The organism is Mesorhizobium sp. WSM4830 (assembly GCF_055811495.1).
Window position 1 is genome coordinate 120,998 of record NZ_JBVVQI010000011.1, and the last position, 12,701, is coordinate 133,698.

General features: G+C 62.1%; 10 protein-coding genes. 2 read left to right on the forward strand and 8 right to left on the reverse strand.

The features are described 5' to 3' along the window. The first annotated feature begins 105 nt into the window (after window positions 1-105). A complete protein-coding gene (gene gyrB, locus AC0L2Y_RS16285) occupies window positions 106-2,577 on the forward strand; it encodes a DNA topoisomerase (ATP-hydrolyzing) subunit B (protein WP_473557712.1) in 2,472 nt (823 codons plus the stop codon). 244 nt (window positions 2,578-2,821) lie between these two features. Then, window positions 2,822-3,739, forward strand: a complete 918-nt coding sequence (locus AC0L2Y_RS16290; RefSeq protein ID WP_352492659.1) for a hypothetical protein — start codon at window positions 2,822-2,824, stop codon at window positions 3,737-3,739. Window positions 3,740-3,845: 106 nt separating this feature from the next. Here the strand turns inward: AC0L2Y_RS16290 and AC0L2Y_RS16295 are convergent, their stop codons facing one another. The 8 genes from AC0L2Y_RS16295 to AC0L2Y_RS16330 form a co-directional block, all read right to left on the reverse strand. Beyond that, on the reverse strand, window positions 3,846-5,360 hold the full coding sequence (locus AC0L2Y_RS16295; RefSeq protein ID WP_473557715.1) for a hypothetical protein: 1,515 nt from the start codon (window positions 5,358-5,360) through the stop codon (window positions 3,846-3,848). A 92-nt stretch (window positions 5,361-5,452) separates the two neighbouring features. Then, entirely contained in the window at window positions 5,453-6,850 is a 1,398-nt protein-coding gene (locus tag AC0L2Y_RS16300) for an NAD(P)(+) transhydrogenase (Re/Si-specific) subunit beta (protein WP_473557717.1), read from the reverse strand. A gap of 6 nt (window positions 6,851-6,856) precedes the next feature. Further along, window positions 6,857-7,279, reverse strand: a complete 423-nt coding sequence (locus AC0L2Y_RS16305) for an NAD(P) transhydrogenase subunit alpha part 2 (protein WP_473557849.1) — start codon at window positions 7,277-7,279, stop codon at window positions 6,857-6,859. Then, window positions 7,279-8,553, reverse strand: coding sequence for a Re/Si-specific NAD(P)(+) transhydrogenase subunit alpha (locus AC0L2Y_RS16310; RefSeq protein WP_473557719.1), 1,275 nt, complete (start codon window positions 8,551-8,553; stop codon window positions 7,279-7,281). The genes AC0L2Y_RS16305 and AC0L2Y_RS16310 overlap by 1 nt, the downstream gene beginning before the upstream one ends. An 81-nt stretch (window positions 8,554-8,634) precedes the next feature. After that, complete coding sequence (locus AC0L2Y_RS16315) at window positions 8,635-8,859, reverse strand: aa3-type cytochrome c oxidase subunit IV (protein WP_473557721.1); 225 nt, start codon at window positions 8,857-8,859, stop codon at window positions 8,635-8,637. Window positions 8,860-9,032: 173 nt separating this feature from the next. Beyond that, window positions 9,033-9,182 (reverse strand): DUF3096 domain-containing protein, encoded by a 150-nt coding sequence (locus tag AC0L2Y_RS16320; protein WP_013528205.1) that lies wholly within the window; start codon window positions 9,180-9,182, stop codon window positions 9,033-9,035. A gap of 117 nt (window positions 9,183-9,299) precedes the next feature. Then, on the reverse strand, window positions 9,300-10,082 hold the full coding sequence (locus tag AC0L2Y_RS16325) for an N-acyl amino acid synthase FeeM domain-containing protein (protein WP_023676258.1): 783 nt from the start codon (window positions 10,080-10,082) through the stop codon (window positions 9,300-9,302). Window positions 10,083-10,232: 150 nt separating this feature from the next. Further along, on the reverse strand, window positions 10,233-12,554 hold the full coding sequence (locus tag AC0L2Y_RS16330; protein ID WP_473557724.1) for a putative bifunctional diguanylate cyclase/phosphodiesterase: 2,322 nt from the start codon (window positions 12,552-12,554) through the stop codon (window positions 10,233-10,235). Window positions 12,555-12,701 lie beyond the last annotated feature (147 nt).

Below are 12,701 nucleotides of genomic sequence, written 5' to 3' on the forward strand. Positions count from 1 at the left end.
ACCTTGGAAAAACCGCCTTTTGCGCCTATATCTACGACATTAGAAATGCGCGATTCGAAGCCGATTTTTCGCGCTCTGCACACGGCATCAATCAGACAGGTTTTCATGAGCGACCAGACCGACATCGCCAACGGCGTTGAAGCCGAATACGGCGCCGATTCCATCAAGGTTTTGAAGGGCTTGGATGCCGTCCGCAAGCGGCCGGGCATGTATATCGGCGACACCGACGACGGCTCGGGCCTGCACCACATGGTCTATGAAGTCGTCGACAACGCCATCGACGAAGCACTGGCCGGCCATGCCGACCTGGTGACGGTGACGCTCAATCCGGACGGATCGGTGACGGTCATCGACAATGGCCGCGGCATTCCGACCGATATCCACACCGGCGAAGGCATTTCGGCGGCCGAAGTGATCATGACGCAGCTGCATGCCGGCGGCAAGTTCGACCAGAATTCCTACAAGGTGTCGGGCGGCCTGCACGGCGTCGGCGTGTCGGTCGTCAACGCCCTGTCGGCCTGGCTGAAGCTGAAGATCCGCCGCAACGGCCATATCTACGAGATGAGCTTCACGCATGGCAATGCCGACGCGCCGCTGCGCATCACCGGCAGTTATGAACAGGACAAGGTCCCCGGCACCTATGAAGGCCGCAGCGGCAGCGAAATCACGTTTTTGCCGTCGTCCGAGACCTTCACCATGGTCGAGTTCGACTACGGTACGCTGGAGCACCGGCTGCGCGAACTCGCCTTCCTGAACTCCGGCGTGCGCATCGTTTTGACCGATGCCCGCCATGCCGACATCGTGCGCCATGAATTGCACTACGATGGCGGCCTCGAAGAATTCGTCCGATATCTCGACCGGACGAAGAAGCCGTTGCTCGATAAGCCGATCTCGATCCGCGCCGAGCGCGACGGCATCACCGTCGAAGTCGCCATGTGGTGGAACGACAGCTACCATGAAAACGTGCTGGCCTTCACCAACAACATCCCGCAGCGCGACGGCGGCACGCACCTTGCAGGCTTTCGCGGCGCGCTGACACGCCAGATAACCGGCTATGGCGACTCCTCGGGCCTGACCAAGAAGGAAAAAGTGGCGCTGATCGGCGACGATTGCCGCGAAGGGCTCACCGCGGTGCTATCGGTCAAGGTTCCCGACCCGAAATTCTCCTCGCAGACCAAGGACAAGCTGGTGTCGTCCGAGGTCCGCCCGGTGGTCGAAGGGCTTGTCAACGAAGCGCTCGGCACCTGGCTCGAGGAGCACCCGACCGAGGGCAAGGCGGTCATCGAGAAGGTCATCCAGGCAGCTGCCGCGCGCGAGGCCGCGCGCAAGGCACGCGACATCACCCGCAAGAGTTCGCTCGGCGTCACCTCGTTGCCCGGCAAGCTGGCCGATTGCCAGGAGCGCGACCCGGCGAAATCCGAGATCTTCATCGTCGAGGGCGACAGCGCCGGCGGCTCGGCCAAGGGCGGCCGTTCGCGCCAGAACCAGGCAATTCTTCCGCTGCGCGGCAAGATCCTCAATGTCGAGCGCGCCCGCTTCGACCGCATGCTCGGCTCCGACATGATCGGCACGCTGATCACCGCGCTCGGCACCTCGATCGGCAAGGACGAGTTCAACGCCGACAAGCTGCGCTACCACAAGATTATCCTGATGACCGACGCCGATGTCGACGGCGCCCACATCCGCACCTTGCTGCTGACCTTCTTCTTCCGCCAGATGCCGGAACTGATCGAACGCGGTCATCTCTACATCGCGCAGCCGCCGCTCTATAAGGTGACGCGCGGGAAGAGTTCGCAATACATCAAGGACGAAGCCGCCTTCGAGGAATTCCTGATCGGCTCCGGGCTGGAAGAAGCGTCGCTTGCGCTCAGCACAGGCGAGGTGCGGGCCGGGCAGGACCTGCGCAGCGCCATCGACGACGCCCTAGCTGTCCGCCAGCTCATCAACGGGTTGCACACGCGCTACAACAGAGGCGTGGTCGAGCAGGCAGCAATCGCCGGCGCGCTCAACCCGGAGATCTTCACCGACCTCGGCCGCGCCAACGAGACGGCCGAGCGTGTTGCGCGCCGTCTGGATATTATTGCCGAGGATACCGAGCGCGGCTGGACCGGCCGCATGTCGACCTCGAACGAGGGCATTGGCGGCTATGTCTTCGAGCGAACAGTGCGCAGTGTCAAGGAGTTCGCACATCTCGACCTGGCGCTGATCAATTCCGCCGACGCACGCCAGCTCGACCGCTATGCGCCGCGCCTGGCAGAAGTTTACGGCGAGCCGCCGGTGCTGCGCCGCAAGGATGTCTCAGAAACCATCTCGGGGCCGCTGGCACTGCTTAATGCCGTGTTTGCCACCGGCCGCAAGGGCCTGACCATGCAGCGCTACAAGGGCCTTGGCGAAATGAACGCCGAGCAGCTCTGGGAAACGACGCTCGACCCGAATGTGCGCTCGCTCTTACAGGTCAAGGTCAATGATGCGACTGATGCGGACTCATTGTTTTCACGGCTGATGGGCGACGAGGTCGAGCCAAGGCGCGAATTCATCCAGGAAAACGCGCTGTCGGTTGCCAATCTGGACATCTGAGCCGCCATCCAGATACCCAGCCAGCAGGCATGAAGTGTATTGGTGCGCCTTGGCGCACCAATACGACTGCTGCAACGCAACAAAGATCACCAGGACCGCCGGAACGGAAAGGCTTTCAAGGCATTGTAGTCGATCACAATCGCCGCAGGAGGCATCCATGGGACGTGGCATTTTGCTCTGGCTTCTCGGAGTCCCGATTCCGATCATTATTCTGATTATGCTGTTTGCAAGGTAGGGGGCTTCCATGCCGTCCACGCTAACGACTGTCGACGTTTCCGCACCGACGGAATCCGCTTCCCCCGCCGTCAGCTGGGGGCCAATCGTCGCCGGCGCCTTTGCTGCGTCCACGCTTACCTTCACTTTGATGCTGCTCGGCTCCGGGCTTGGGCTGAGCATGGTGTCGCCATGGTCCGGCTCGGGTGCGTCAGTCACCACATTCGCCGTTTCCACCGCCGTCTGGCTGATTGTCGTGCAGTGGCTGTCGTCGGCCCTGGGCGGCTACCTCGCCGGACGCCTGCGCACCAAATGGGTCGGCATCCACACCGATGAAGTCTTCTTCCGCGATACCGCTCACGGCTTCCTGGCCTGGGCGCTGGCGACGCTGCTCGTCGCCGGCGTGCTCGGCACGGCGCTTTCGGCCGCGATAGGTACCGGTGTCCAGGCCGCTTCGACTGTGGCATCCGGCGCGGCAATGGGCGCTTCGGCAGGTGCTGCTGCAAACGCTGGTAGCGCCTCGACTAACGACGCCACATCGTATTTCGTCGATACGCTGTTCCGCCCGGCCGATCCGGCAAGGCTCGCTGCCGCCAATCCGGAGAGCGACGCTGCGGCAACGGCACAGGCATCGCGCATTCTGCTCGCGAGTGCCGCAGCAGGCGAAATATCGGCCGAGGACAAGACCTATCTGTCAAGGCTAGTGGCCGCCCGCACAGGTCTGTCCGAAGCGGATGCCACCGCTCGCGTCGATGCGGTAATCGCCAGAGCACAGGACGCCAAGGTCAAGGCTCAGCAGGCGGCCGACACCGCCAGAAAGGCAGGCGCCACCTTCTCGCTGATCGGCGCGCTGTCGCTGGTCGTCGGGGCCTTCATTGCCAGCGCGGCTGCAGCACTTGGCGGCAGGCAGCGCGACGAAGAGGAAGCGATTTTCCTGACCAATCGTTGATCGGTGACTAAGCGAACTCGGTCCGCTTCGGGAAGATTACGCCCGAAGGGGACCTTGCTTTGAACTGCCGGCGCAGCATTGTCGTGCGCTGCTCGCCGCCGATAGCTCAGTCCTCCAGCTTGCGGCCAAGATCGACCGCATCGCGCAGCACGGCAAGGTGCGAGCGCGGCTGTGCACCGGCCGGCGCGTTGATCTCGACGCCGCTCGCCGTCAGCGACCAGTAGAGCCGGTGCGTGAAGACGCGGCCGCGCAAGCCGCGCAGCTCGACCTGGATGTTTTCCACGCCGGGACCAAAATTTTCCGTCATCGGCCCGGAAATCGGGTCGCCGGTCAGCCAGCCATTGCCCCTGTCGAAAATATTGGTCCAGCGCGTCGCGGCAAACACCGCGCCATGATGCACCGCCCGCTGCGGCTTTCCCGAATGGCTGCGCCCTTCCTGATAGAGCATGGTCCCGCCCGCCGCCCTGTCGGCGATCGGCGGGCATGCCGAGAACAGCCGCTCGGCGATGCCGCGCCTGAATTCGGCGAGGTTGTAGGTCACCAGAAACTCGCTGTGGGTCAGCGGACTGCCGAGCGTGACGAAATCGCTGATCTTCCACGACAGCGGATGATCGGCGTCGCCGACGCGAAGCTGCCGGTAGAGCTCCCATTGGCTGCGCCGGAATGCGGCGAGGTCGTCGAGGCTGTCGGGCCAGGCGGCGGCATCGGCGGCCAGCGTCGCCTTGTCGACGGCGTGGATCGCCTTCAGCCGCGCTCTGTCACGAATGGCTTCCAGCTTTCGAGGCCTGAAATCGGCCCACAATATCTGCAACAGATCATAGGCGATGATCGACCCAAGGCTGTGCGAGACCAGCACGATGCGGTCATAGGCGTCGTCCGTCATAAGACGCTTCAGCAGCTTGAGACCACGCTCGCGCACCAGCGCCCGCTTCTCGACCGTTGCCGCTTCGGCCCGCACATAAGCGGCGACATCGCCGAAATAAGGCAAGCCAAACTGGTCCACCAACCAGATGACGAACGACGCCAGAACCGTGACAAGCACGCCGGTCGTCCAGGAGATGTAGCCTTGCCAGGCCGACGTTGCGAGCGCCAGCGCCGCGCCGAGGACGACGATGGTTGCCAAAAGCGTGACGGCGTAGAGTTTGCGCACATCGTGCGGAATATCGGCGGGCTTGCGCCAGAGCAGGGTCGTCACCCAGGCAGCAAGGCGGCTCCGGGTCGTGCCCTGGGTGATGTCGGCCCAGTAAAGCTCGTAGAAATCGGTGCGGCGGCCATCGACATCATAGGGCGTGGTGATCCGGCGAAGCTCGTGCGAATTGGTCCGGCTGTCGGGCGTGATCCAGCTCTGGTTGATTTTCGCACCCATCGGGTCGGCCGGATCGGCGACATGGGCATAGAACGGAGCACGGGCCGGATCGTGGCTCCATACGGCCTGGACAAATCCCCTCAACGTGTCCATGGGCCGCTGTTCGCCCATTCCGTGCACGACCACCACCGCCTGGCTGCGCTTGCGTGGCGCCTTCTCTGCTGCGGTCAGATCGGCGGCGGGCGATGCAGCAGAACCAGGGTCGGGCACCAGCACCTCCACGATGACGCCGTTAGCAAGACGACGGGTCGGCATCGTAGCTTCAGAACCGGTAACAGCCAAGAAAAAGCCCGGCGCGGGGCCGGGCTGTATTCGACGATCGGCAGTGATTTGGCAACGATGCCGTTTCAGTGATCCATCGCCTTGACGATCTCCTCGGTCATCTTCTTGGCGTCTCCGAGCAGCATCATGGTGCCGTCCTTGTAGAACAGGGTGTTGTCGATGCCGGCATAGCCGGAGCCGAGCGAGCGCTTGACGAACAGGCAGGTGCGGGCCTTGTCGACGTCGAGGATCGGCATGCCGTAGATAGGTGAGGACTTGTCGTCACGAGCCGAGGGATTGGTGACGTCGTTGGCGCCGATGACATAGGCGACGTCGGCCTGCGCGAACTCAGAGTTGATGTCCTCCAGTTCGAACACTTCATCATAAGGCACGTTGGCTTCGGCCAGGAGCACATTCATGTGGCCGGGCATGCGGCCGGCCACCGGATGGATGGCGTATTTTACGTCGACGCCGTTGGCCTTGAGCTTATCGGCCATTTCGCGCAGCGCATGCTGCGCCTGGGCGACGGCCATGCCGTAGCCCGGCACAATGATGACTTTTTGCGCATTCATCATCAGATAGGCGGCATCCTCGGCGGAGCCCTGCTTGACCGTGCGCTCGATGCCGTCGTCGGCAATGGCTGATGTCTCGCCGCCGAAGCCGCCGAGGATAACCGAGATGAACGACCGGTTCATGCCCTTGCACATGATGTAGGACAGGATGGCACCGGACGAGCCGACCAGTGCGCCGGTGATGATCAGCGCCAGATTGCCGAGCGTGAAACCGAGTGCGGCGGCGGCCCAGCCCGAATAGGAATTCAGCATCGACACGACCACCGGCATGTCGGCGCCGCCGATCGGGATGATGAGAAGGACGCCCAGCGCCAGCGAGGCGGCAACGATCAGCCAGAACACCAGCTTGGATTCAGTGGTGACGAGCAGCACGATCAGCACGATCAGCGTAATGCCCAGGGCTGCGTTGATGAAGTGACGGCCGCCGATCATGATCGGCTTGCCCGACATGCGGCCGTCGAGCTTCAAGAAGGCGATGACCGAGCCGGTGAAGGTGATGGCGCCGATGGCGACGCCAAGGCTCATCTCGATCAGCGCCTGGGCATGGATATCAGCGACGGTGCCGATGCCGAAGCTTTCCGGTGCATAGATGGCGGCGGCCGCCACCATGACCGCGGCAAGACCGACCAGCGAGTGAAAGGCTGCGACCAGCTGCGGCATCGAGGTCATGGCAATGCGCCGTGCCGTGACCGCACCGACCGAGCCGCCGATCAGCAGCCCGAGCACGATCAGTGCGAAGCGGCCGGCGGAAGGGGTGGCCAGCGCCAGCGTCGTGGCGATGGCAATGCCCATGCCGATCATGCCGTACATGTTGCCCTGGCGGCTGGTGGTCGGATGCGACAGGCCGCGCAATGCCAGGATGAACAGGATGCCGGAGACCAGATAGAGAAAGGAGGCGAAGTTGGCGTTCATAGCGGCCTACTTTTCCTTCTTCTTGTACATGGCCAGCATGCGCTGGGTGACGAGGAAGCCGCCGAAGATGTTGACCGATACCAGCATCAGCGCAACGAAGCCGAAGCCGGTGGCGATGCCCGAGGCCGAGATGCCGACGGCCAGCAACGCGCCGACGACGATGACGGAGGAAATGGCGTTGGTGACCGCCATCAGCGGCGTGTGCAGCGCCGGCGTCACCGACCAGACGACGTAGTAGCCGACGAAGATCGCCAGGACAAAAATGGCGAAGCGGAAGACGAAGGGATCGATCGCGCCGCCGGACAGCGCGTACGCGGCGTCGCCGGCCGCCTCAGTGCCGGGAGCGACGGCAAGGTTCTGCACGGCGAGCCGCACGGCAGCTGTGGCCTGGTCGAGCTGGTCGAGGGCTTTCTGCAGGGTCTGATCCATCACGCGATCCCTCCGGTGGTCTTGGGCTTCCTCGAAGCGGCCGGCCTCTTCGCAGCCGGCTTCGCCGAAGCCTCGGCAACCATCGTCTTGGCCGGAATGGCCGGCGGTTCGACATGTTGGCCCTTTGGCGGCTCCTGCTTAGCCCTGACGAAGGCGGGATGCACGACCTTGCCGCCATCGGTCAGCATCGTCGCCTTGACCAGTTCGTCGTCGTGGTTGATGGCAAGCGTCTTCGTGGTCTTGTCGACCAGCGTCTCGAGGAAGGCATAGAGGTTCCTGGCATAGAGAAGCGAGGCCGAGGCGGCGACGCGACCGGGAACGTTGAGATGGCCGACGATCTTTACCCCGTTGGCCGTGGTCACCACCTTGCCGGCTTCGGCGCCCTCGACATTGCCGCCGCGCTCGACCGCGAGGTCGACGATCACCGAGCCCGGCTTCATCGAGGCGACCATTGCCGCCGAGACCAGCTTCGGCGCCGGACGGCCGGGAATCAGCGCCGTGGTGATGACGATATCCTGCTTGGCGATGTGCTCGGCGGTCAGCGCCGCCTGCTTGGCCTGGTATTCCCTGGACATTTCCTTGGCGTAGCCGCCGGCCGTCTCCGCCGCCTTGAACTCCTCGTCCTCGACGGCCAGGAATTTTGCGCCGAGCGAGGCGACCTGTTCCTTGGCGGCCGGGCGTACGTCGGTGGCGGTGACGACGGCGCCGAGGCGGCGCGCGGTGGCGATGGCCTGCAGGCCGGCGACGCCGACGCCCATGACGAACGCCTTCGCTGCCGGTACGGTGCCAGCCGCCGTCATCATCATCGGCAACGCCCGGTCATATTCGGCAGCCGCGTCGATCACCGCCTGATAGCCGGCGAGGTTGGCCTGGCTGGATAGAACGTCCATCGATTGCGCCCGGGTGATGCGCGGCATGAACTCCATCGAGAAGGCAGTAATACCGGCCCTGGCAAGGGCTGCGACCGCAGCATCGTTGCCGTAGGGATCCATGATCGCGATCACGGCAGTGCCCGGCCGATACGCTTTCAGCTCGGCATCGCTCGGCCGGCGCACCTTCAGCACCACATCGGCCTTGGCAGCATCGCCGGCCCTGCCGATCGCGGCGCCCACCCGGGCGAACTCCTCGTCGGGAATGCGCGACGCCGTGCCGGCGCCGGTTTCGACAATCACGTCAAAACCCAGTGCCGCCAGCCGCTTCACCGTATCGGGCGAGGCCGCGACACGCGGCTCGCTTGCGTCGAGCTCACGAGGGATAAAAACCGTCTGTCCCACCGCACGATCCTTTCGGTCGGAACCCTGTTACCGCAAGACACCGACCGACCCAGGGGGCGCCTTCGACAAAGGTTGGAGGAGTTATCGGAGAATAAAGGCGCCGATGGCTAGGATCAGAACGAACAGGATAGTTCCTGAGAAGAAGCCGCCCACAAAGAACCCGAACGCCATGGCCAGAAGCACGGCGAGGCAAAAGAGCGATCCGTATTTCGCGAGCCTGAGGAAGCCTGCATAGGTCCGATCATGCTCGGCATAGTCCATCTTCGCGCCCAGTTCGACAGGACCGGTCGGCGTGTGTTCAGCCATAGGAATACCCCTTCGAAGACATCTTTCAGGCACATAGCGAAAAGCCGCGTTAAGGGCAATGGCGCTAATGCCGCATCGCCGCAGCCAACAATCTCAAGCAAAACTTGAAGCCGCTGCGCGGAGCGCGGCGATACCAATCCCAATGGATGGCAGGTCCGCTATTGCCGATGTCGTTAGCCGGCGAGATGCGGGAACAGACCGAGCAGGCCGACAACGATCAGATAAAGGGCGACGATATAATTGAGCAGCCGCGGCATCACCAGGATCAGCACGCCTGCGATCAGCGAGATAAGCGGGGTAAGGGCGAGCGTCGAAATGGTCATATCGGTTCCTTTGATCGGATCGCTGTCGAAGTGATGCTTGGCGGATGTCGCCATGCCAACCTACCACCAGCACCCTTGCCCAGAACGCCGAAGCGACCGGAAGGCTCCATGGCTCGTTCAGGCCGCTTCGCGAAAATACTTGGCGGTGGGCAGGATGGTCAGGGGGGCGAGTTCGCCGGCACCGGGCGTATCGAACAACATGCGCTGCTCCATCGGCGTCGAACGGAAGAACGGAAAGCGAGCGTAGGTTTCGTTCTTGATCGCCAGGACATCGGCTTGATAAAGCAGCGCGAAACAGTTGATCACGCCGGCATAGGGCCGCGCATCGCCGATCGGTCGCGCCCGATAGATGCGCTTGTAGAAAGCCGCATGGTCCTCGCGGATCATGGATATGCAGTAAGGCGCGCCGAAATGGAAGCAAGCCATGCCGGCAAGGCGCAGCGTCACATACGGGATCTGCGGGTAAAGCCGTGACCATTCGGCGTCCACGGCAAAACGGCTCGGGTCGATAAAGACTTCGCCGGCTGCCAGACGCGGCATCAACAAGTCCTTGTAGACGCTGAGCGCTGGTGATGTCGCGTTATCAGCAGACACGTTATGCAGGCGCATTGTGCTGACCAGCCGCCCCTCGATGTAGATTCCGAACGTATGGCAATTGGGCAGTTCGTCAAATTCGTCATGGACCTGACGGGACGCATTCTCGGGCACCAGATCGTTCATCCGATAGGAATTGTAGCGCAGCCTGTAAATACTTTCGAAGTCCTCGCCGCTTTCACAGCGTCGGTACTCCGTCCGGTCAAGCAGCGCATAAACATGTTGCGCGAAGCTGGACATGGTCTCGGACGCATCTTTCCCACCAGCGCCCGCCGCATGGCCGAGCGAACTCAACTGGGCACACATGAACTCTATTCCCCGCGATTACCGCCACCAGCCGACACTACGGACGGGTCATGAGATGTAAAGATGAAAATAAGTAGGAGCTCGTTTACCGCCCGTTAAGGTTAACAATTAATAAAATTATACTAAAATACGCGGTTTTTCAGCGCGAAGTCAGCGCCGCGGCGCCTTCCTTGCGGTCTGGATGTCCTTGGCGAAGGGCCAGACGGTGCTCGACATCGTCTCGATGCCGGACGCGCTGAGTGCCGACCCGAACAGAAAGCCCTGGACCAGGTCCGGCTTGACCTGCAATGCTAGGATCTTGAGCTGTTCGAACGTCTCGACACCTTCGACGGTAACCGAAAGTCCCAGCGGCCGTGACAGGTTGACGATGCCCTTGAGCAATTCGAGCGACCGGCTGTTCTGAGTGACATCGATCAGGAACGAGCGGTCGATTTTGATTTTGTCGAGCGGCAGTTTATGGAGATAGCTGAGGCTCGAATACCCGGTACCGAAATCGTCGAGCGCAATGCGCACGCCGAGCCGCTTCAACTCCTCGATATATTGGCGTGTCAGCGACTTGTCGTCGAGCAGCGCCGTCTCGGTGACCTCGATCTCCAGACGTCCAGCGGAGAGACCGGATTCAGCCAGCGCGTCGCGAACCTTCTGGATGACATCACGGTTGCGGAAATCCTTGGCCGAGAGATTGACCGACACGCTGGTCTGGGCCGGCCATTTGGCGCATTCCGTGCAGGCCGCATGCAGGACGAAGGTGCTGATGTCGGAAATAATCCCCATTTCCTCCGCCAGCGGAATGAAGATACCGGGGGAAATCGGCCCGAGATCGGGATGATCCCAGCGGCACAGCGCTTCGCAACTGGCGATACGCATCGTGCTCATCGTCACGATCGGCTGATAGACCACCCGCAATTCGTTATTTTCCACAGCGCTGCGCAGGTCCGCCTTCATCAGCTGACGGCTGCGGAAGGCAGCATCCATGGAGGCCTCGAACAGCCGCCAACCGTTCTTGCCAAGCTCCTTGGCCTTGTAGAGTGCAAGGTCGGCTTTGACGATCATGGCGTCAACGTCGGTATCCTTGACCCGCGACAGCACCGCGCCGCCGCTGGCCTGGATGCGTAATCCGTGGCCGGCGACATCGACCTCGCCCTGCAGATTGACAAAGATCTCATCAACCTGGCCGGTCAGGTGGCTTTCATCCTCGATGCGCTCGAAGAAGATCATGAACTCGTCGCCGCCGAAGCGGCTGACGGTGATGCCTGGCCCAGCGACTGCCGCCAGCCGCTCGGCAACGGCGTAGATCAATCCGTCGCCGACCGGATGGCCGAGCGTGTCGTTGACGCTCTTGAAATCATCGAGATCGAGCACCACCAGCCCGCAGAGACGGTCGGGATCCCCTGAGGCCATGGCTTCCACCACCAGCTCGTGGAAGTAGGCGCGGTTGGGCAGGCCGGTGAGACTGTCGTAGCGCGCCATGAAGCGGATCTTGTCTTCGGCCTCGACCCGGGCGGTCACATCCTCGAAAGTGACGACGCCCAGTTCCTGGCTGCCTTCGCGCGCCGAAAATTCATAGTGCTGGCCGTTGGTGAGCGAGACCAGGACCTTGCGGTCGCGGCCCTCGCGCAACGCACGCGTCAGCTGGGCTTCGATGTAACGGCAATCCTTCGGCGCCAGCATGCCGCCTGCAGCGCCGCGCATCAGCAGACCGTGGATCGAGCGGCCTAGCAGCGCATCGGCCGATTTGAGCGACATCAGGTGCGCGGCTTCGGCATTGGCCACCGCCACCCGGCCGTCGGGGCCAAGCATGACAAGGCCATGCGACATGGTGTTGAGCGCGCGGTTGAAACGCTGCGCGATGCGGTTCGCCTTCTTTTCCTCCGACAGGGCGGTAAACAGCACTTCGCGGACGATGTCGGCGAACCGCTTGATCGCAAACAGAAAGGGGGCCGACATCAGACCGAGGATGATGTGGTAGATATCGCCGCGCAGGATAAAGCCAAGCGATATGGGCCATGTGGTGGTTATGATAAAAATCATGACCATGCGCGGCGACCCATAATTGCGGCCGGCAATCGACGTGACCGATGCCAATGTGACGCAGACAGAGGCTATTTCGGCATAGTTGTCGTGGCTGTCATTTGCCAGATAGATGCTGACGAAACAGAATGCGCCAAGCATGAAACCATGCATCGAACCGAAAATTATGTAATCGTTTTCACGATCATGGGCTTCTTCCCACGTCGTGGGGGAAGGAAGTCGCCCGTATTTCCGGATGTTGCGAAGGCGCAGAGTACCGACAATGATGAGCCCAGCGGCAACGAGAAGATACGCCAGGTCCATGGTCTTCCAATAGACCAGGATGACGAGGAGTGTCTGCGCAACAAGGCCGATCGACAGCGTGAACCCGTCGCGAAACAGCGTTTCCACGAACGGAATGTAAACGTCGACCGGAATCTCGTTTTTTCGTCTCAGATTCACGCCTGGATCCCAACCCTGGGGAACCCAGCAGTGTCACATTGGCCTTAAGAAAGGTTTAGAGCGGCGTTTCGAGCCCTGCCGGCATCCATTGGTGACGCAACGAAACAGGGAAACTACAGTTCAGGTAAACAAGGCGTATCACGGTGC

Bases quoted from the DNA above. Each gene is read 5' to 3' on its own strand.
- gyrB (WP_473557712.1), top strand. From the start codon at position 106: ATGAGCGACCAGACCGACATCGCCAACGGCGTTGAAGCCGAATACGGC.
- AC0L2Y_RS16290 (WP_352492659.1), top strand. From the start codon at position 2,822: ATGCCGTCCACGCTAACGACTGTCGACGTTTCCGCACCGACGGAATCC.
- AC0L2Y_RS16295 (WP_473557715.1), bottom strand. From the start codon at position 5,360: ATGCCGACCCGTCGTCTTGCTAACGGCGTCATCGTGGAGGTGCTGGTG.
- AC0L2Y_RS16300 (WP_473557717.1), bottom strand. From the start codon at position 6,850: ATGAACGCCAACTTCGCCTCCTTTCTCTATCTGGTCTCCGGCATCCTG.
- AC0L2Y_RS16305 (WP_473557849.1), bottom strand. From the start codon at position 7,279: ATGGATCAGACCCTGCAGAAAGCCCTCGACCAGCTCGACCAGGCCACA.
- AC0L2Y_RS16315 (WP_473557721.1), bottom strand. From the start codon at position 8,859: ATGGCTGAACACACGCCGACCGGTCCTGTCGAACTGGGCGCGAAGATG.
- AC0L2Y_RS16320 (WP_013528205.1), bottom strand. From the start codon at position 9,182: ATGACCATTTCGACGCTCGCCCTTACCCCGCTTATCTCGCTGATCGCA.
- AC0L2Y_RS16325 (WP_023676258.1), bottom strand. From the start codon at position 10,082: ATGTGTGCCCAGTTGAGTTCGCTCGGCCATGCGGCGGGCGCTGGTGGG.